The organism is Bradyrhizobium sp. BRP56, assembly GCF_020194035.1.
In the GTDB taxonomy this organism is placed as follows: Bacteria; Pseudomonadota; Alphaproteobacteria; order Rhizobiales; family Xanthobacteraceae; genus Bradyrhizobium; species Bradyrhizobium australafricanum.
In genome coordinates, this window is the sequence record NZ_JADYVV010000111.1 from 1 (window position 1) to 16966 (window position 16966).

23 protein-coding genes and 1 pseudogene are annotated in these 16966 nt (G+C 64.7%); 15 read left to right on the forward strand and 9 right to left on the reverse strand.

All coding sequences use genetic code 11. The features are described 5' to 3' along the window. Window positions 1-97: 97 nt before the first annotated feature. The gene (locus tag I6F38_RS41440) at window positions 98-760 is read right to left on the reverse strand and encodes a GDSL-type esterase/lipase family protein (protein ID WP_225164439.1); all 663 of its coding nucleotides are present in this window, start codon (window positions 758-760) and stop codon (window positions 98-100) included. 125 nt (window positions 761-885) lie between these two features. On the opposite strand from I6F38_RS41440, the gene fabG reads away from it, so the two are divergent. The 3 genes and pseudogenes from fabG to I6F38_RS41455 all read left to right on the forward strand — a co-directional run. Further along, window positions 886-1566, forward strand: a complete 681-nt coding sequence (gene fabG / locus I6F38_RS41445; protein ID WP_225164440.1) for a 3-oxoacyl-ACP reductase FabG — start codon at window positions 886-888, stop codon at window positions 1564-1566. A gap of 58 nt (window positions 1567-1624) precedes the next feature. Beyond that, window positions 1625-1825, forward strand: coding sequence for a hypothetical protein (locus I6F38_RS41450; RefSeq protein ID WP_225164457.1), 201 nt, complete (start codon window positions 1625-1627; stop codon window positions 1823-1825). Next, window positions 1822-2071 (forward strand): annotated as a pseudogene (locus I6F38_RS41455) (hypothetical protein); the annotation flags it as partial. The gene I6F38_RS41450 and the pseudogene I6F38_RS41455, both read left to right, overlap by 4 nt. Before the next feature lie 32 nt (window positions 2072-2103). On the opposite strand, the gene I6F38_RS41460 reads toward I6F38_RS41455, so the two are convergent. Continuing rightward, a complete protein-coding gene (locus I6F38_RS41460; protein ID WP_225164441.1) occupies window positions 2104-2448 on the reverse strand; it encodes a GrlR family regulatory protein in 345 nt (114 codons plus the stop codon). Window positions 2449-2581: 133 nt separating this feature from the next. Here I6F38_RS41460 and I6F38_RS41465 point away from each other — a divergent pair, with 133 nt between their 5' ends. The 3 genes from I6F38_RS41465 (at window position 2582) to I6F38_RS41475 (ending at window position 4070) form a co-directional block, all read left to right on the forward strand. Next, window positions 2582-3265 carry a DUF2161 family putative PD-(D/E)XK-type phosphodiesterase gene (locus tag I6F38_RS41465; protein WP_225164442.1) on the forward strand — a complete coding sequence of 228 codons (684 nt, stop codon included), beginning with the start codon at window positions 2582-2584 and terminating at the stop codon, window positions 3263-3265. 107 nt (window positions 3266-3372) lie between these two features. Further along, entirely contained in the window at window positions 3373-3672 is a 300-nt protein-coding gene (locus I6F38_RS41470; RefSeq protein ID WP_225164443.1) for a putative quinol monooxygenase, read from the forward strand. An 89-nt stretch (window positions 3673-3761) separates the two neighbouring features. Then, complete coding sequence (locus I6F38_RS41475) at window positions 3762-4070, forward strand: hypothetical protein (protein WP_016843036.1); 309 nt, start codon at window positions 3762-3764, stop codon at window positions 4068-4070. Window positions 4071-4206: 136 nt separating this feature from the next. Here I6F38_RS41475 and I6F38_RS41480 read toward each other — a convergent pair whose 3' ends face one another. Together I6F38_RS41480 and I6F38_RS41485 are read right to left on the reverse strand one after the other, a co-directional pair. After that, complete coding sequence (locus I6F38_RS41480) at window positions 4207-4830, reverse strand: GNAT family N-acetyltransferase (protein WP_141340474.1); 624 nt, start codon at window positions 4828-4830, stop codon at window positions 4207-4209. A 139-nt stretch (window positions 4831-4969) separates the two neighbouring features. Beyond that, window positions 4970-5368, reverse strand: coding sequence for a PaaI family thioesterase (locus I6F38_RS41485; RefSeq protein ID WP_225164444.1), 399 nt, complete (start codon window positions 5366-5368; stop codon window positions 4970-4972). Between the two features lie 148 nt (window positions 5369-5516). On the opposite strand from I6F38_RS41485, the gene I6F38_RS41490 reads away from it, so the two are divergent. Continuing rightward, window positions 5517-6305 (forward strand): cobalamin-binding protein, encoded by a 789-nt coding sequence (locus tag I6F38_RS41490; protein WP_225164445.1) that lies wholly within the window; start codon window positions 5517-5519, stop codon window positions 6303-6305. A 105-nt stretch (window positions 6306-6410) separates the two neighbouring features. Here I6F38_RS41490 and I6F38_RS41495 read toward each other — a convergent pair whose 3' ends face one another. Next, a complete protein-coding gene (locus I6F38_RS41495) occupies window positions 6411-7688 on the reverse strand; it encodes an ArgE/DapE family deacylase (RefSeq protein ID WP_225164446.1) in 1278 nt (425 codons plus the stop codon). Between the two features lie 54 nt (window positions 7689-7742). Further along, window positions 7743-8468 carry a pyridoxamine 5'-phosphate oxidase family protein gene (locus I6F38_RS41500; protein WP_225164447.1) on the reverse strand — a complete coding sequence of 242 codons (726 nt, stop codon included), beginning with the start codon at window positions 8466-8468 and terminating at the stop codon, window positions 7743-7745. A 73-nt stretch (window positions 8469-8541) separates the two neighbouring features. On the opposite strand from I6F38_RS41500, the gene I6F38_RS41505 reads away from it, so the two are divergent. From I6F38_RS41505 to I6F38_RS41515, 3 genes are read left to right on the forward strand one after another with little or no spacing between them, the layout of a single operon-like run. Beyond that, complete coding sequence (locus tag I6F38_RS41505) at window positions 8542-10056, forward strand: PLP-dependent aminotransferase family protein (RefSeq protein ID WP_225164448.1); 1515 nt, start codon at window positions 8542-8544, stop codon at window positions 10054-10056. 46 nt (window positions 10057-10102) lie between these two features. Continuing rightward, the gene (locus tag I6F38_RS41510) at window positions 10103-10252 is read left to right on the forward strand and encodes a hypothetical protein (protein WP_167350431.1); all 150 of its coding nucleotides are present in this window, start codon (window positions 10103-10105) and stop codon (window positions 10250-10252) included. An 11-nt stretch (window positions 10253-10263) separates the two neighbouring features. Beyond that, entirely contained in the window at window positions 10264-10509 is a 246-nt protein-coding gene (locus I6F38_RS41515; protein WP_346657176.1) for a DUF6719 family protein, read from the forward strand. Window positions 10510-10560: 51 nt separating this feature from the next. Here I6F38_RS41515 and I6F38_RS41520 read toward each other — a convergent pair whose 3' ends face one another. After that, the gene (locus tag I6F38_RS41520; protein ID WP_225164449.1) at window positions 10561-10968 is read right to left on the reverse strand and encodes a hypothetical protein; all 408 of its coding nucleotides are present in this window, start codon (window positions 10966-10968) and stop codon (window positions 10561-10563) included. Window positions 10969-11010: 42 nt separating this feature from the next. Then, entirely contained in the window at window positions 11011-11391 is a 381-nt protein-coding gene (locus I6F38_RS41525) for a hypothetical protein (RefSeq protein WP_225164450.1), read from the reverse strand. 211 nt (window positions 11392-11602) lie between these two features. Here I6F38_RS41525 and I6F38_RS41530 point away from each other — a divergent pair, with 211 nt between their 5' ends. Continuing rightward, window positions 11603-11827 carry a hypothetical protein gene (locus tag I6F38_RS41530; protein ID WP_225164451.1) on the forward strand — a complete coding sequence of 75 codons (225 nt, stop codon included), beginning with the start codon at window positions 11603-11605 and terminating at the stop codon, window positions 11825-11827. A gap of 43 nt (window positions 11828-11870) precedes the next feature. Here the strand turns inward: I6F38_RS41530 and I6F38_RS41535 are convergent, their stop codons facing one another. Next, window positions 11871-12428 carry a CreA family protein gene (locus I6F38_RS41535; protein WP_225164452.1) on the reverse strand — a complete coding sequence of 186 codons (558 nt, stop codon included), beginning with the start codon at window positions 12426-12428 and terminating at the stop codon, window positions 11871-11873. Between the two features lie 223 nt (window positions 12429-12651). Here I6F38_RS41535 and I6F38_RS41540 point away from each other — a divergent pair, with 223 nt between their 5' ends. The 4 genes from I6F38_RS41540 (at window position 12652) to I6F38_RS41555 (ending at window position 16807) form a co-directional block, all read left to right on the forward strand. Then, window positions 12652-14382 (forward strand): L,D-transpeptidase family protein, encoded by a 1731-nt coding sequence (locus I6F38_RS41540; RefSeq protein WP_225164453.1) that lies wholly within the window; start codon window positions 12652-12654, stop codon window positions 14380-14382. A 107-nt stretch (window positions 14383-14489) separates the two neighbouring features. After that, complete coding sequence (locus tag I6F38_RS41545; protein ID WP_225164454.1) at window positions 14490-15059, forward strand: glutathione peroxidase; 570 nt, start codon at window positions 14490-14492, stop codon at window positions 15057-15059. Between the two features lie 171 nt (window positions 15060-15230). Then, window positions 15231-16232, forward strand: coding sequence for a polysaccharide deacetylase family protein (locus I6F38_RS41550; protein WP_225164455.1), 1002 nt, complete (start codon window positions 15231-15233; stop codon window positions 16230-16232). Between the two features lie 17 nt (window positions 16233-16249). Next, entirely contained in the window at window positions 16250-16807 is a 558-nt protein-coding gene (locus I6F38_RS41555) for a dihydrofolate reductase (RefSeq protein WP_225164456.1), read from the forward strand. The last annotated feature ends 159 nt before the right edge of the window (window positions 16808-16966 follow it).

Consider the following 16966-nt stretch of genomic DNA (forward strand, 5'->3'; position numbering starts at 1 on the left):
AGGGAATCCACGAAAACCAAATCGCAAGGTTCTGACGCCCAAAGCATCAAAACCTTGCAATCTGGAAATGCCCCTTAGCCCAAATCGAGATTCCCGATCAGTGGCTTAGTCCTTCTTCACGGACGACTACGCAATTGGTCGCCCATTCGCTGGTATGAAGCTGCCCGCCATCGTCGAGCTCGGCGAGTGGAATCCCGTCATCGGTCCAGCGCTTCATCAGCGCGAAGCGACTGAACAGATTCACCTTTTTGTTTGCAGTCACTTCGGCGATCATCGGCATGATCACGTTGGCGAGATTGAGCGCAGCTTCCGTGCCGACGATCGCCTGCGTGTACTGGGAATCCATCACGACGACGTCAAGCGGAAGCGCCGCGAGCACGTCGAGCCCGGCCTCCAGCGTCGCGCGCACCTCGGCCGGATTGTAGCTCTTATAGACGGCGTTGGTGCCGACTTGCCAGATCACCAGCACCGGCGCCTCAGCCGTCACGTCGGACTCGATGCGCGAATATTCCTCCGGCGCCTCCTGCCCGCCGATCCCGCGATTGATCACATCGATCATCCGGCCGAAGAAGCGTTGCCGCAGCAGCATCTCGAGCCGCGGCGGGAACGGCAGGATGTTGTCGGCGCCCGCGGTCGACGACGATCCAAGCGCCACCAGCTTGATCTTGCGCTGATGCCGCAGCGCATCCGCGAAGTGCGGCAGCTTATGTCCGAACCTGACGAGGTCGAGATGGGTTTCGCACGGTCTGGGTGTCGGCATCGCAAACATCCTTGAGGTGAATGAATTGATGAATACGCGCAGTAGGCGGCGAAATTGGCGGCATTGCAAATGAATTCCGCCTGATCATAGTGGGCATTCGTTTGCTCGCGAATGCGGAGACCGCCATGCAAGGAAAAGCCATCGTCATCACGGGCGCCCTCGGCGCGCTTGGCAAAGTGGTCGCCACAGAGGCGCTGGCGCGCGGCGCGCGCGTCGCCGGCATCGATCATGCCGCGTCATCGCTTGCGGCGACGGCCGACCATATCGAGCTGGGCGGCGTCGACCTCACCGACACGGCGCAGGCGACGGCCGCGATCGACAAGGCGGCCTCGCATTTCGGCCGGCTCGACGGGCTGATCAACATCGCCGGCGGCTTTACCTTCGAGGCGGTCGGCGACGGCGATCCGGCGACCTGGCAGCGCATGTATGCGATGAACGTGATGACGGCGCTCAACACCTCGCGCGCCGCCATCCCGCATCTCACCAAGTCGGGCGCCGGACGGATCATCAATATCGGCGCACTCGGCGCCTTGCAGGCCGCCTCCGGCATGGGTCCCTATGCCGCCTCGAAGGCCGGCGTGCACCGCCTCACCGAGTCGCTCGCCGCGGAACTCAAGGGCAAGGTCACGGTCAACGCCGTGCTGCCCTCGATCATCGACACCGCCGCCAACCGCGCTGCGATGCCGAAGGCCGACATCTCCAAATGGGTGACGCCGAAAGAGCTCGCCGAGGTGATCCTGTTCCTCGCCAGCGATGCCGCGAGCGCCGTCACCGGCGCGCTGCTGCCGGTGAACGGGCGGGTTTAGACACGCTCCCTCTCCCGGACGCCCTTCGGGTCGATCTGGCCAATGCTATATGTTCGTGATGACTACTGCAGAAGACATCGAAAAGGCCGTCGAACGGCTGCCTCCTCATGAGCTGGCCCGCTTTCGCGCCTGGTTTGAAACGTTCGATGCAGAGCGTTTCGATGCAGCGATCGAACGGGACGCAAAGGCCGGGAAACTCGACGCCCTGGCGGACGAGGCCTTGGCAGCTCATCGCGCCGGACAGTCGCGCGACTTGTGAAGCACTCGGCCTCCCCCAAATTTTACTGCCTACGAACAACTACCCGTTCCAATCCGTGAGCTCGCCGACGCGAACTTTGCGCTGTTGAAGCGCAATCCACGTCATCCATCTCTACAATTCAAGAAGATCGGGCGATTTTGGTCTGTTCGGGTTGGCTTGCGTTATCGCGCGCTTGCCGTCGAAACAAACGAGGGATACCTCTGGTTCTGGATCGGCTCGCACGCAGAATATGATCGCCTGATCCAGCTGAGGCCGCGAGCGCGACCAGCATCGGCAATTCAGTCCGCAACCAGCAGCCGCAGCTTCGACCGGAAACGGATGCTCTGCTTGCCGGCGAGCGCCATGCCGTCACCTTCGGCGGTCTGGTCGGTGTAGGTGCCGGTAAATCCGATCGTGACCACCTTGCGTTCCCATACCGGGCGCTCGCCATAGGTCGGCGAATGCTCCTCGTTGGTGACCTCGCCCTTCCACTTGCCGTCGGCTGCGGTGTAGGTGCCGTAGGCAAAGAAAAACGAGTCGCCGCCGCGCATCTGTCCGTCGCGCAGCACCATGACGCCCTGGTTGCCGCCAGAGACGCCGTCGAGAAATTCGACGGTGATGTGATAGAGCCCGTTCCGGATCATGAGCTGCGCCTGGTCCCGGTTCCGACAATAGCCGCTCGGCGCTGCCTTGGGCAAATTCCAATCGCCTCGGCGGGCGCGATTCCGCGCTATGCTGGCGCACCGAGTCGCGGCCGATGCCGCAGGAGCCTGCCTATTGGAAACCGCGCTTTATCTGCCCGTCAAACGCTTCCTGGAAAAGCTCGGCTTCACGGTGAAGGGCGAGATCGGCGGCTGCGACCTCGTGGCGCTGAGCGGCGATGATCCACCGGTCGTCGTGGTCGGTGAACTCAAGCTCGCCTTCAATCTCGAATTGATCCTGCAGGCGGTCGATCGCGCCGGCGCCGCCGACGAGGTCTGGATCGCGGCAAAGGTGTCGGCCCGCGGCAAGGGCCGCGAGAGCGACGCGCGCTATCGCAATCTGTGCCGGCGGCTCGGCTTCGGCATGCTCGGCGTGACCGATCGCGGCGACGTCGAGGTGCTGGTGCCGCCGCCGACCGCCGCGCCCCGCCGCAATCCGAAGAAACGTTCGCGGCTGATCACCGAGCACCAGAAGCGCAAGGGCGATCCCGCAATGGGCGGATCGACGCGGGCGCCGATCATGACCGCCTACCGGCAGCAGGCGCTGGCCTGCGCCTGTGCGCTTTCGGATGGGCCGCGGCGGGTACGCGACCTTCGCGCGGATATTCCCGACGCCGGCAAGATCCTGCTGCATAATGTCTATGGCTGGTTCGATCGCGCCGAGCGCGGCATCTATGTGCTGACCGATGCCGGTCGCGCCGCGCTGAAGCGCTGGCCGCAGCAACAGACGAGTGCATCCGGGGCAGAAGCCGCCCCGTAGAGCATGATCCGGAAAAGTGCGAAGCGGTTTTCCGAAAAGATCATGCTCAAACAAGAACCTAAAGCGCGATGATGACTTGGCTTCATCGCGCATTGGAGGGGGATATCATGATCGTCGTCACCGGCAGCGTCACCGCCCGCCCCGACTCGTTCGACGCGGTGCGGCGCTTGAGCCTCGAGCACGTGCATCGCTCGCGCACCGAGCCGGGCTGCATCTCCCACGCGGTCCATGTCGACTGCGAGAATCCGCTCAGACTGGTGTTCTTCGAGCAATGGGCCGACCGCGCCGCGCTGGCGGCGCATTTCGCGGTCCCCGCGTCACGCGATTTCGTCCGCTCGCTGCAATCTCTCGCGGCGGCGGCGACCACCATCGAACTTTATGACGCTCACAAGATTGAGAGACTCTAGCTGCATGGCTGGATTGCCATCTCACATTCATATTGCAATGCAACATTGGGGACCTTACGTATCTCCCGCGATTCAATGATGAGGCGGCGATGAGCGGAGACTGGAACACCAAGTATGGCACCCGGCGCGTGCGGCATGATCCGCCGACGCTGGAAGAAGCAATCTTCGCTGCCATCGGCATCACCGATGACGTGGAGGCCCAGGCCGAGATCGCGTCGGCCCTCATGGGGCTGCCCTATGACGACGTGCTCGCCGAGGTGAAGAAGACCGCGCGCGTCAGTGCCCGCACCGGCACGGCAACCCGTGTCATCGCCGGCGAACAGGGCGCGCAGCGCTCCGTGGTAGTCGAGCGCCGCGTGGTCCGCCGCTTTGCGACCGACAAGCGCACCGGCACCTGAGACGCACCATCCAATTGCTGAAAGAAAAAGGGCAATCCATTGAGTGGATTACCCTTTTTCGTTTGATCTGAGATTCTTGTTGGGCTCGTGTCCTTCACGCGAACCGGTATCCACTTCGCTTGGAAACGCTGCCGATTCAGGCCGCCCGGCCCCAGCCGGAGATCTGCATCACCATGCGCCAATACGCGCGGTTCATTTCGACGATCGCGTGCGCAGCCTCGACCGGCGTCACCGCGGCGACAGCCGGCGCCGCTTCGGGCTGCTGCTGCTCGCTCAGATCGATGCTGCCGGTCGACTCGCCATGACGGAAGGTCAACTGGGCACCGAACTTGGTGGCGAGCGCCCGCATCGCATCGTTCTGTGCGCCGGTGGTGATGCGCAGGCTGCCGTAGCCCTTGGCATGCGCCTCGGCGATCAGCTTGCGGAACAGGGTGCTACCGACGCCCTTCCGCCGTGCCGACCGCTCGACGCTGAAGGCGATCTCGGGCTGGGCATCCGGTGACTGCTCCGGCGGATGCAATTCGGCCGCGCCGCGGACCACGCCGTCCTCGAAATAGGCGATGATGACCGTGCCGTCATTGGCGCAGCGTTCGGCGTAGCGGCGGATGAAACTGTCGTCGATGAAGCCATGAAAACGATCATGACGGCTGGTGCGATCCAGCCGCAGCAGGTGATCGCGCAGCAGCGGAAGCTCTTCCTGCTGGCTCAACGTCCGCACGGTGCCCTTGGCGGCCGTCGAACGAATGGAATCATAGTTCATTTCATAACTCCTCTTGGTAGCCCTCGAGGAGGCGTCGAGTCCCTAGCACTCCTATATTGTGCGACGCACCATAAAATTCAAGTACCGAGATTCATTCAATTAAGGCATGTGGTGATTGGAAAATCACATTATCGCCCCATCATAGTACCAGCTGTGTCTGGGTCACCACCGCGACCAGCTTGCCGTCTTCGGTCTCCAGCCTGGTCTGCCACACCTGGGTCCGCCGCCCGCGGTGAACCGGTGTTGCGGTCGCAATCACAGTCGTCCCCTCCTTGGCGCCGCCGATGAAGTTGGTCTTGCTCTCCAGCGTCGTGGTGCCCTTGGCGTCCTCAGGCAGGTTGAGCACGGTCGCAGCGGCGCCGACCGAGTCCGCAAAGGCCATCACCGCGCCGCCATGGATCGTGTTGCGGAGGGTGCAGAGGTCCGGCCGCACCACCATTTTCGCGACCACCCGATCCTGATCAGCCTCGGTGAAGGTGACGCCCTTCAGTTCCGCAAACGGCATCCTCATCGACTGGATCTTTTCGAGCGGTGTCATGGGCACTCCCTGCTTTGTGGCCTTCTTCGAGGTTGATATCGGCATGATGGATTGCCCGAGCGGGCCCGGCAATGACGTCTGAGGTAATGGCGCAAATGACGTCATGACATCAGTGACAATGTGCCTCCGAGCCTGCATACCGCCCGCCATGCGCGACTTCCCTCCCCGCCGGATTGTCTGCCTGACCGAAGAGACGGTCGAGACGCTCTATCTGCTCGGCGAGCAAGACCGCATCGTCGGCGTCTCCGGCTATGCGGTACGGCCACCGCAGGTCCGCCGCGAGAAGCCGCGCGTGTCGGCGTTCATCTCCGCCGACATGCCAAAAATCCTCGCGCTCGACCCGGATCTGGTGCTCGCCTTCTCCGATCTGCAGGCTGGCATCGTTGCCGATCTCGTGCGCGCCGGCGTCGCCGTCCACGTCTTCAACCAGCGCGACGTCGCCGGCATCCTCGCGATGATCCGCACCTTGGGCGCAATGGTCGGTGCCGCCGACCGCGCCGATCGGCTCGCGCAAAACCTCGAACAACGGCTGACGACGATCGCGGCAACGCCGCGTGCGGCACCGCGGCCAAAAGTCTATTTCGAGGAATGGGACGATCCGCTGATCAGCGGCATCGGCTGGGTGTCCGAACTGATCGAGATCGCCGGCGGCGAGGACGCGCTGCCGCATCTGCGCGCGCACCAAGCGGCCAAGGATCGCATCGTCACGCCTGACGCCGTGCGCGCGGCGATGCCCGACGTGATCCTGGCCTCCTGGTGCGGCAAGAAGGTCGTGCCCGACCGCATCCGCAAGCGTGAGGGCTGGAGCGACATCCCGGCGGTGCGCAACGACCGCATCGTCGAGATCAAGTCGCCCATCATCCTGCAGCCCGGCCCCGCGGCGTTGACTGACGGGCTCGATGCGATCGTGAAGGCGTTGTGGCCGGAGCCCCCTTAAGCTCTCGCCGTCGTCATTGCGAGCGAAGCGAAGCAATCCATGTCACCGCTTGCCGAGAAATGGATTGCTTCGTCGCTTCGCTCCTCGCAATCACGGAGAGACTACCTACGCCTTCTCTACGCCGCACCATTCCGCGATGAACAGCGCCATCGCCTTGGTCGCTTTGCGCAGCGACTCCAGCTCGACATATTCGTTGAAGCCGTGCATCGCCGCGCCGGTGGCGCCGAAGCAGAGGCTCGGGATGTTGTGGTTCAGACCGTAGAAGCGCGTGTCGGTCAACGCGGTGAAGGCGCGGTCTTCGACCGCGCCGCCATAGACGACCTGATGCGCCTTGGCGAAGGCAGCTTCCGGTGCCTCGGAGTTCACCAACTCGTAGCCTTCCGACAGGAAGCCCGACCATTCGACCTGCGGCGGATTGTTGGAGAGGAAGCGATGATCGCGCGCCGCCGCCGATACGCAGGCCAGAATCTCCTTCTGGCACTCGGCGATCGACCAGCCCGGCAAGACCGCGATGCGGCAGTCGACGTCGCACCAGGCCGGCACGCTGGAGGCCCAGTCGCCGCCCTTGATGATGCCCGGATTGAAATTGATCGGGTGATTGACGCCCTTGAAATGGCGGTCGGCCTTGGCGCGCTCGTTCCAGGCGATCTCGAGCTGCTCCAGCGCATGCACCAGATGATACGCCGCCATGATCGCGTTCGAGCCCGCGCCGGCCTCGAACACATGCACCGGGAAACCGCGCACCTTCAGGCGGAACCAGATCACGCCGACCTGCGAGCGGATCATCGTGCCGTTGGTCGGCTCCGGGATGAAGCAGGCATCGGCGCGATAGCCGCGCTGCAAGGTCGAAAGCGCGCCGACGCCGGTGCTCTCCTCCTCGATCACGGACTGGAAGTGAATCCGCGCCGTCGGCTTCAGGCCGGCCTTCCTGATCGCATCCAGCGCATAGAGCGCGGCGATCGTGCCGGACTTCATGTCGCAGGCGCCGCGGCCATACATCCTGCCGTCCTTGATGACGGGCGAGAACGGCGGCGTCTCCCACATCTCGAGCGGACCGGTGGGCACCACGTCGCAGTGGCCCTGCAGGATCAGCGATTTGCCGGCATTGGTGGCCGGGCGGTAGGTGCCGACCACCGTGCGCGCCTTCGAGAAATCATGCTCGATCGGGCCAAAGCCACGCAGGTCCTTCAGTTCGTCGAGATTGATGTGCCAGTCGTCGACCTCGTAGCCACGCTCGCGCAGGAGATCGCCGATCATGTCCTGGCACGGCCCCTCGGCGCCGCGGGTCGAGGGGATCGCGACAAAGGCCTGCGTCGTCGCAAGCTGTGCATCGAATCCCTCGTCAACGGCGGCAAGGATTCGTTGTTGCGTCTCGGCAGTCATGCTTTGGCTCCATCGGGAAAACAGATCAGGCGGGAGCCGCAGCGTAGCCCGATTTCACTCCGCGGGGTATTGCGCAAAATAGGCGTCCCGCAATGCATCTTCGAGCAGCCGGCCCTCCGAATAGCCATCGAGCGTCTTCGGCCGCGTCACGCCGTCGAGCAGCCGCGGGCACGGCTCCGGCGCGCCGAGCACGGTGCGCACCGGAATGCGCTCGGCATAGATCGGCAACTCGTAATCCTCGTCATCGTCGGCGACGCCCTTGGCGCGAATTTTTGCCGAAGCCTCCTCGATCTCCATCGCGATGAACGAGGTCGCCTTGATCGCCTGCTTGTTGCTGGCACGCAGGCTCGCGGTGCGCTCGGGAAAGAAACGGTCGACCATCGCGACGATCGCGCGTTCCTTCTCTGCGGGGTCGGTGACGAGATAGGCTGACCCGAACGCCATCACCGCGCGATAGTCGGCCGAGTGGTTGAAGCCGCAGCGCGCCAGCACAAGGCTGTCGAGATGGGCGACCGTCAGGCACACGCGTTGCCCTTCGGACTGGTTCTCCAGCATCCGGCTCGCGCTCGAGCCGTGCCAGTAGAGCCTGGTGCCCTCGCGCCAGAAGAAGGTCGGCGTGCAATAGGGCTGGCCGTCGATCACGTAGGAGACGTGGCACAGCATCGAGGCGTCGAGGATCTTGTGCACGGTGACGTGGTCGTAGAAGCCGCGGTCGTGGCGCCGCTTCACGCGGTTGCGGGACGACATGGGATAGGACGGAGCGGATGCGCCTTCGGTCACGGCGGTGCCTTTCGAAATCTGGAATCTGTCCAGAGTTGTAGCGGCTCATTTGGTCTGCGATAGTGCCAATTCCATGCGAAAAATTCCGACCAATTCCCGGGAGCCCGCGGCGCGCAAGGCCGAGCTGCCGCTCGATCTCACCGGCCCGCACGTCACCCCCGGCGCGGCCTCGCAGCAGCGGCTCTATCAGGCGCTGTGCCACGCGATCGTCGGCGGCCTCGTCAAGCCGGGCGAGCCGCTGCCGCCGTCGCGCGCGCTCGCCAAGCAGACCGGCTTCCGCCGCAACGCCGTCACCACGGCCTATGAGCGGCTGATCGCCGACGGCTTTGCGGTGGCAACCACGGGCTCCGGAACTTTCGTCGCGGCGCGCATTCCGGCGCAGGCCGCCGCACCGCGCCGCGCAAGGATCGCGATCGAGCCGCCACAGCACAATGCGTTGTCGCTCGGCTGCACCCATATCGACGAGCGCGCATTGCAGCGCTTCCGCGCCTTCGCCGGACGCAGGCTGCGCGCCTTCGGGTCCGAGCATCTGCATTACGGCGATCCCCGCGGCAGCAGCGAGCTGCGCGCGGCGATATCGGACCATCTGCTGTCGGCGCGCGGGCTGCGCTGCGACCCCGACCAAATCATGCTGGCGTCCGGCACGCTGCATGCCCTGCGCATCGTGCTGGGGGCGATCCTCAAGCCCGGCGACCAGGTCTGGTGCGAAGACCCCGGCTATCCGGCGGCGCGGCGCGCGATCGAGCATTGCGGCTATCGTCCGGTGTCGGTGCCGGTCGACATGTCGGGCATGCGCATCGACAAGGGGCGCGCGTCCGCGCCGCAAGCGCGCGCTGCCTATGTCACGCCCTCGCACCAGTTTCCGCTCGGCGTGCAGATGTCGATGCCGCGCCGGCTCGAGCTGCTCGACTGGGCACGGGACGCCGGAGCCTTCGTGTTCGAGGACGATTACGACAGCGAGTTCCGCTACGACGGCGCGCCGCTGTTGTCGCTCGCCGGCATCGATCATCTGCGCCGCGTGATCTATATGGGCACGTTTGCGAAGACGCTGTTTCCGGGCTTGCGGATCGGCTATTGCGCCCTGCCCGAAGCCTTGATCGGCCCGGTGACGGCGGCGCGCGCCGCGCTCGACCGCTTTCCCGCCACGTTGATGGAAGGCGCGGTCGCCGACATGCTGAACTCCGGCGCCTTCGCGGCCAATTTACGCAAATCGCGCAAACTCTATCGCGAGGCGCGCGACGTCCTGGCGTCGACGCTTGTGAGCGCATCCGACGGCGCGCTCACGGTTCCCGTGCCCTCGCAGGGCCTGCACCTCGTGGCGCGGCTCGATCCCGCGACCGATCCGCTGATTGCCGCGCAGGCAAAAGCCAATGCCGGCGTCGGCGGCTGGCTGCTCGCCGAGACCTATCATCGCGCGCCGCCACTGCCCGGCTTCGTGCTGGGATTTTCCGGTCACCCGGTTCCGCAACTCGTCGCGTCGGCGGAACGACTGGCGAAGACTACGCTCGCCGCGCTGCGCGCGACGCGCAAGGCATCGGTCAAGCCATCCGCCAAGCCGCAGCGCTCTAGGAGAATCGCAGTCACCTGACTAAGGTCGCCCGCGTTCAGTCAGTGTCCGCTTACGGAGATACCGGATGCCAAATCGCAACGTCCTGTATCTCGTGATCGCCGCGCTGGTCGTGATCGCAGGCATGCTCGGCTACAATCTTTATCAGGCGAACAAGCAACCCGAAGGCCTTCAGATCAATGTCGGCCCCGACGGACTCAAGATCCAGAACAAGTGAAAGAGGCTGCGATGCCGCGTTTGGGATTCGTCGCGCTGGTCAGCGCCGCAGCTCTTGGCGCGATGGCTCAGTCCGCCGCCGCCGAGCAATCCTACATGCGCGAGGGCGACATCGTCGATCTGCGGGTCGGCCAGCGCGTCCTTGTCGATGACGGCTCGTGCCCGGCCGGGCAGATCAAGCAGGTCGTCGGTTCCAGGCTGAGCGAGAACGGCGTGGTGCGGACCCGCAGCTGCGTGCCGCGCCTCGCCAAAAAGTAAAACGCCCCGCTGTCGCGAGGCGCTGCGGTCCTCATTGCTTTGACGCGCGGCTCAGTTCGAGACCGGCTCAAACATGCATTGCAGGGTCGGCTTGGCGATCTTGGTGAAGGTCGGGCCGATCTCGCCCTGCTTGGACGGCGGCACCCAATCGGTCTCGATGGTCGGCACGCCGGTCTCGCTGATGCCGCGCAGCAGCGCCTGGCGCAGGTCGGGATCGTCCACGGTCGCGGCGGCGTGGTCGTGCAGGCAGCCGCACACCGCCTCGGGATGCGCCCAGCGGCCGAGCATATGCGGTGCGCATTGCCGCACGAACTCGTCGCGCGGTTCAGGCACGCGGTACAGCGAGCGGATCTGCATCGATTCGAGCGGGAGCTGGGATTGGGCCTGCGCGGCGCCCGCCAAGGGCCCCAGCAGGACAAGCGATGCCAACATCGCGGCGGAACAGATACGGAGCACCATTGGGAGAGCCTTTACCGGCAGTTCTGTTTTTTTGCGTCGCGCTCAGTTGGCCTGTGCCATCACCATCGGGACCGGGGTGACTACCGGCGAGCCGTTATAGGAGAAGGTGCCGATACCGGGCAAACCGCTGTCCGGCGAGCCTGCCATCGACGAACCGGCCATCACAAAGGCGAAGGCGAGGATCAGGCTCATGGTTCGCATCTGACAGTCTCCGTTATTCCGCTCGTCGGCGTCCGGCGCCGTTGTGTGACGGTCTGATAACGATCTGCCGTTTCCGGAGTTCTGCGGAACAAGCCGAAAATGGTTTCGTCGGAACTCGAATTGTTTCGTCGACCAGCGGTCCACGAAACATTCGGCGGAAAACACCAATGATTTCAGCGGCAGGAGCGTGACTGAAAAGCTGTTGAAAACTTCGCGCGACAATGCCGGACCCGGCCACTGCCGGAGCGACGGCCAATTATGCGTGCAAACTGAACGAGCTACCGCGCTTTGTTAACTTTCCTCTGCTGAGAGAGGAAGCAGCACAGCAAGGGCGGCGGTGAACCGGGCGGCGGTTTGGCCGACTCATGTCTGGGTGCCGTGCAACCATCTTCGCGGTGGCACGTTGTCGTAACCCCTCCCGATCCAACGAAGGATGTCAGTCGTGGGCAATGGCAACATCGGTGTTGGCAATGAATCCGCGGCGAGCAAATCCGGCCAGCAGCAGATGACGGCCGCGATGCCGCAGCAAGGCGCTTATGTCATGGGCGACAATGAGTGCGCGCCGCAGAAGCTGGTCCGCCTCGTCGGCTGCCGCGACTCGAAGGTCAAGCCGGGCCTTGGCATCAGCGCGAGGCAGTTCGGGCAAACCGAGCGCTAGCTCGCCCACCGACTCAGCCGCCTGGGCCAAGCCCCTGCTCCAGCTATTGAATGAACTCGCCGCACTTCTGCACGGCAGCATCGGCCGCGCCCCACGGCATGATCGGCACCGACGACGTCGAGTTCTTTGGCGAGCCCTCGATCAGGCGGTCCGAATAGACCATGTAGACCAGCACATTGCGCTTGGCGTCGCAGCCGCGCACGATCTGCATCTTCTTGAAGAAGAGCGACCGGCGCTTGCTGAACATGTCATCGCCCTGCCCGAGCTTGGTCTTGAAGCGGATCGGCCCGATCTGCCGGCAAGCCAGCGAGATATCGGAGACTTCCTCGGCAAGGCCAAGCCAGCCCTTGAAGCCGCCCCTCTCCGGCACCGTGAAGTGACAGGCGACGCCCTCGACCTCGGGATCGTCGACGCCATAGGTCGCGAGCTTGTCGTTGGGGCTCACCCATTTGAACACGGTGGAGCGGCGGAAGATCAGGTCCGGCTCGTCGGCCGCGGCCGCAGGACCTGCCTGCCCCAAAGCCAGCAACATCAGCAGCACCGCGCATCCCCATCGAGACAACCGTCGCAGGTCACACAAGCTCACAGTTCTCGATGTCATTGAGGTCTCCGCGGGGTGGGTCCCGCCTATGTAGTGCGCAAACGCCGCACAGGAAGGCGCTGACAGTTCGGTGATCGAACGCGGCGCTTTAACCTCTTGTGAGGCTTTTTTGTTACTCTTTCGTCGAAAATACCGCCCTCACGGAAGGGTTAGATCGCTTGCGCTGGTGAACGCGTTGTGCGTCTGCGACAACCAACATGTAGTTTGGACTGGGATTCGGAATATGCGCGCAGGTGGACGGCGGATTTCGGTTTTTGACTTCGCGAATGAGCGGTTCTGGCAGCTGGCAATTCTGACGACCGCCGGCACCGTCGCCGCCTCCACGCAGGCCGATGCAGCGCTCTATTACTGGAACCGCGACTCCGCCTTCTACGGCGACTACGAGCCGCTGCCACAGCCGCACCGGCAAAAGCCGAAGCGCAGCACAGCCAAGAAGAATCCGGCGATCGAGAAGGAGGCCGGCAGCAAGCCGCAAGGTCCCCTGATCATCTCGGTCTCGATCGACCAGCAGCGGGTCAGCCTCTACGACGCCAACGGCCTCTATGCCGAGAGCCCGGTGTCGACTGGCATGAAGGGGCATTCGACCCCGATGGGTGTCTTCAGCGTCATCCAGAAGCAGAAGTATCACCAGTCCAACATCTACAGCGGCGCGCCGATGCCGTATATGCAACGCATCACCTGGTCGGGCATCGCCATGCACGCCGGCGTGCTGCCCGGCTATCCGGCGTCCCACGGCTGCATCCGCATGCCGATGTCGTTCGCGGTCAAGATGTACAATTGGACGCGGATGGGCGCCCGCGTCTTCGTCACGCCGGGCACGATCTCGCCGGAGAGTTTCTCGCACCCGCTGCTGGTCACGCAGAAGGTGGCGCCGCAGCAGCCGGTTGCCGACGACATTCTGAAGATGGATGCGCCGCTCGGCGTGAAGAGCGACAAGGGCGCCGACAAGCAGTCCAGTCTCGATTTGCGCAGCAGCGTCGGCCATGCCGCCGCGTCGCTGCGCGACAACACCCACACCGCCGACGCCAGCAGCGCGATGCCAGCAGCGAGTGCGTCGGTGACAATGTCCGATGCGTCCTCTTCCACGGCGCGCGACGCCATCGCGGAAAAGATCGCAGCGGATAAGTCCGAGACGGTGAAGCCCGAGACGGCCGCCGCCGACAAGCCGGCCGAGAGCAATTCCGCCGGCCACGACAGCAACGCGACCACAGATGACAACACGGTCGGCGAAACCACCGCCAGCACCGACACGCCAAAGAGCGAGGTCTCCGCAAGCGATCCGGTGAAGGCGGAAGCCAAGGCCGACGAGCCCAAGGCGGACGCCGCCAAGCCTGGTGTTGCCGAGGCGCCCAAGATCGATGCACCGAAGACCGACGCACCGAAGACCGATGCATCGAAGGCCGCTGACAAGCCAGCCGAGGCAGCGACCGCAACTGATACGCCCGACGCCAAGAAGGATCCGGCGCGGCTGCCGGGCACCGCCAGAATCGACGTGCCGAAGCGCGCCGGCCAGATTGCGGTGTTCATCAGCCGCAAGGATTCCAAGCTCTACGTGCGGCAGAATTTTGCACCGCTGTTCGAGGTGCCGGTGACGATCGCGGCAAGCGACCGGCCGCTCGGCACGCACGTGTTCACCGCACAAGCCGACAAGACCGATGCGAACCTGCTGCGCTGGTCGGTGGTGACGCTGCCGACCCGCAACGTCGCCCGCATCGACGTCGAGGAGCGTGCCTCGCATCGCCGCAAGGTCGCGGCCGCAGCGGTGACCGAGGCCAAGCCTCAGCCGGTGACCAACACTCCGGCCGAGGCGCTCGACCGCATCTCCATTCCGGCCGACGTGATGGCACGGATCAGCGAAGCGCTCGGCACCGGCGCATCGATCATCGTCTCCGACCTTGGTGTAAACCAGGGCGAGACCGGCGAAGGCACTGACTTCATCCTGCCGCTGCGCTGAGGTCTCCGTTCGGGCGACTCACTGGGCCCGCCCATAACGCCTTCTTGAAAGCCTGAGCCGGCCCGCTGGATTATGATGTCCATGACATCTGCTCCGGGGACGAGACCATGATGGACCGCAGGACACTGATCGTGACCGCGATCGCCGCAGCCGCGGCATCCCGCCCGCTGCGTGCCGAGCAGCCCGCGATGAGCCGGATCACCGCCTACGCCTTCTCATTTCCGGCACTAGGCGGCGGCGAAATCAGACTAGCCGACTATGCCGGCCGTCCGCTGATGATCGTGAACACGGCCTCGCTGTGTGGCTTCACGCCGCAATATGCCGGCCTGCAGCAACTCTGGACCGAATTCCGCGATCGCGGCTTCGTCATCATTGGCGTCCCTTCCAATGATTTCGGCGGCCAGGAGCCCGGCGGCCCAACCGAGATCGCCGAGACTGCGCAGCATCAATACGGCGTCACCTTCCCGATCGCGGCGAAAGCGATCGTCCGCGGAACGAGCGCGCATCCGTTCTACCGCTGGGCGGCGGAGGCTCGGCCGAAGGACGTGCCGCGCTGGAATTTTCACAAATACCTGATCGGCCGCGACGGCTACATCGCCGACGTTTTCGCTGAGTCGGTTGCGCCCGACGACACGCGCATCAAGACCGGGATCGCACGGGCATTGGCGGCCGCCTGAGATATGACGATAATCCCCGGAATTAACTGATCCGGCGAGGATTTTGGACACGCGCGCGCCACGTTCATTGCCTTGGCGTCGCCACTGCGACTAGGGTACGATCGGTTGGGGGCGAAGCGACCCGGTCGCGGCAATGCCGGCGCCGGGAGCGCGAGCAGCAGGGAACACGCCATGCGCATTGCGACAGGTCTGATTTTTGCGGGGACCGTATCGTTGCTCGCGTCGAGCGCAGCTTGGTCGCAGACGTCACCCCCCAAGGGCGCCACTGCGGCACCGGCGGCACCAGCGGCCGCGGCTCCGTCGCCCGCCGCCGCAGCACCGGCCCTGGCAACCGCAACCGCAGCCCCGGTTCCGCCGAAGCAACCGCCGCAGCCGGCGCGCGCCGCCTGCAACAATCCGAACGCGCTCGGCGTCGGCCGCACGGTCGAGATCGATACCACCGGCGGTCCGGGCTTCGGCTTCGAGCATTTCAAGCAGCTCGACTTCCTGCGCGACCATGAGGTGGTGCTGACCTTCGACGACGGCCCGTGGCCGGGCAACACGCCGGCAGTGCTGAAAGCGCTCGCGGATGAATGCACCACGGGCATCTTCTTCCCGATCGGCAAGCACGCGACCTATCACCCCGAAATCCTGCGGCAGGTCTATGCCGCCGGCCACACGGTCGGCGCCCACACCTGGTCGCACGCCAATCTGAACAACAAGAAGCTGACCGAGGATCAGAAGAAGGACGAGATCGAGCGCGGCTACGCTGCGGTCAAGTGGGCGCTCGAGACCTCACCCTCGCCGTTCTTCCGCTTCCCGGCGCTGCAGCATCCGCCGGAGATGGTGACCTATCTCGGCAACCGCAACATCGCGATCTTCTCCTGCGACCTCGACTCCTTCGACTTCAAGGCGAGCAAGCCGCAGCAGGTGATCGACACCGTGATGAAGAAGCTGAACAAGCTCGGCAAGGGCATCATCCTGATGCACGACTTCCAGAAGCACACCGCGGAAGCGCTGCCCACGCTGCTGACGCAGCTCAAGGCCGGCGGCTACAAGGTGGTCGCGATGCGCGCCAAGTTCCCGGTGACGGTGCTGCCGCAATACGAGCAGGAGCTCGCCAAGGACGTCAAGCTGCCGACCGTAAGCTCGCGCCCGGTGAACAGCGTCGTCACGACCGTCGATCAGCAATAACGCCGGCGACAATCCTGGTGCCGGCGCTGCGTATCGAAGGCTTCGTCATCGTCTCCGCCGATGGCCGGCTGGCGAATGCGCGGAATGTGATGCCCGACGACCTCAAGATCGAGGGCGACAAGCGGTTCTTCACCGCGGCCCTCGACCGCGCCGACCTCGTCGTGCATGGCCGCCACTCCCAGGAAGAGCAGCCGAACGCGCCGAAGCGGCGGCGCCTGATCCTGACCAGCAAGGTCGCGGCGACCGCGCCCGACCCCGACAATCCGAAGGCGCTGTTGTGGAATCCCGCCGGCTGCCCGTTCGAGACCGCGAGCCGCGAGGCCGGCGTGACCTCGGGCATGGTCGCGATCATCGGCGGCCCGGGCGTGTTCGGCATGTTCATGGACCGCTACGACACGTTCTGGCTCTCGGTCGCCCCGAAGGTGCGCATCCCCGACGGCGAGCCGTGCTTTCCCGGCGTCCCCGCCCGCACCCCGCCGCAGGTGCTCTCAGCGCACGGCCTGCACGCCGGCGCGCCGCAGCTGATCGATGCCGCGCAGGATGTCAGCGTGACGCCGTGGCGGCGCGTGGGGTGAGGCATCGCTGTTCGTAGTCCGTAGGATGGGTAGTCCGCCGTGAAGAACGCGGACGAGCGCTGATTTAAGCGATCTTTTGAGCCGGGACAGTTTCGGCGATGGCCCGGATGATGGCACACAGGAGTTGTGCGAGCCATCGCAGGAGCAGGCCGAAGTTGT

Excerpts from the sequence above, each read along its gene's own strand:
- I6F38_RS41520 (WP_225164449.1), bottom strand. The coding sequence starts at position 10,968 with ATGGTGCTCCGTATCTGTTCCGCCGCGATGTTGGCATCGCTTGTCCTG.
- I6F38_RS41510 (WP_167350431.1), top strand. The coding sequence starts at position 10,103 with ATGCCAAATCGCAACGTCCTGTATCTCGTGATCGCCGCGCTGGTCGTG.
- I6F38_RS41440 (WP_225164439.1), bottom strand. The coding sequence starts at position 760 with ATGCCGACACCCAGACCGTGCGAAACCCATCTCGACCTCGTCAGGTTC.
- I6F38_RS41460 (WP_225164441.1), bottom strand. The coding sequence starts at position 2,448 with ATGATCCGGAACGGGCTCTATCACATCACCGTCGAATTTCTCGACGGC.
- I6F38_RS41450 (WP_225164457.1), top strand. The coding sequence starts at position 1,625 with ATGACTACTGCAGAAGACATCGAAAAGGCCGTCGAACGGCTGCCTCCT.
- I6F38_RS41475 (WP_016843036.1), top strand. The coding sequence starts at position 3,762 with ATGAGCGGAGACTGGAACACCAAGTATGGCACCCGGCGCGTGCGGCAT.
- I6F38_RS41485 (WP_225164444.1), bottom strand. The coding sequence starts at position 5,368 with ATGACACCGCTCGAAAAGATCCAGTCGATGAGGATGCCGTTTGCGGAA.
- I6F38_RS41505 (WP_225164448.1), top strand. The coding sequence starts at position 8,542 with ATGCGAAAAATTCCGACCAATTCCCGGGAGCCCGCGGCGCGCAAGGCC.
- I6F38_RS41535 (WP_225164452.1), bottom strand. The coding sequence starts at position 12,428 with ATGACATCGAGAACTGTGAGCTTGTGTGACCTGCGACGGTTGTCTCGA.
- I6F38_RS41515 (WP_346657176.1), top strand. The coding sequence starts at position 10,264 with ATGCCGCGTTTGGGATTCGTCGCGCTGGTCAGCGCCGCAGCTCTTGGC.
- I6F38_RS41490 (WP_225164445.1), top strand. The coding sequence starts at position 5,517 with ATGCGCGACTTCCCTCCCCGCCGGATTGTCTGCCTGACCGAAGAGACG.
- I6F38_RS41550 (WP_225164455.1), top strand. The coding sequence starts at position 15,231 with ATGCGCATTGCGACAGGTCTGATTTTTGCGGGGACCGTATCGTTGCTC.
- I6F38_RS41545 (WP_225164454.1), top strand. The coding sequence starts at position 14,490 with ATGATGGACCGCAGGACACTGATCGTGACCGCGATCGCCGCAGCCGCG.
- I6F38_RS41530 (WP_225164451.1), top strand. The coding sequence starts at position 11,603 with ATGTCAGTCGTGGGCAATGGCAACATCGGTGTTGGCAATGAATCCGCG.
- I6F38_RS41495 (WP_225164446.1), bottom strand. The coding sequence starts at position 7,688 with ATGACTGCCGAGACGCAACAACGAATCCTTGCCGCCGTTGACGAGGGA.
- I6F38_RS41540 (WP_225164453.1), top strand. The coding sequence starts at position 12,652 with ATGCGCGCAGGTGGACGGCGGATTTCGGTTTTTGACTTCGCGAATGAG.
- fabG (WP_225164440.1), top strand. The coding sequence starts at position 886 with ATGCAAGGAAAAGCCATCGTCATCACGGGCGCCCTCGGCGCGCTTGGC.
- I6F38_RS41470 (WP_225164443.1), top strand. The coding sequence starts at position 3,373 with ATGATCGTCGTCACCGGCAGCGTCACCGCCCGCCCCGACTCGTTCGAC.
- I6F38_RS41480 (WP_141340474.1), bottom strand. The coding sequence starts at position 4,830 with ATGAACTATGATTCCATTCGTTCGACGGCCGCCAAGGGCACCGTGCGG.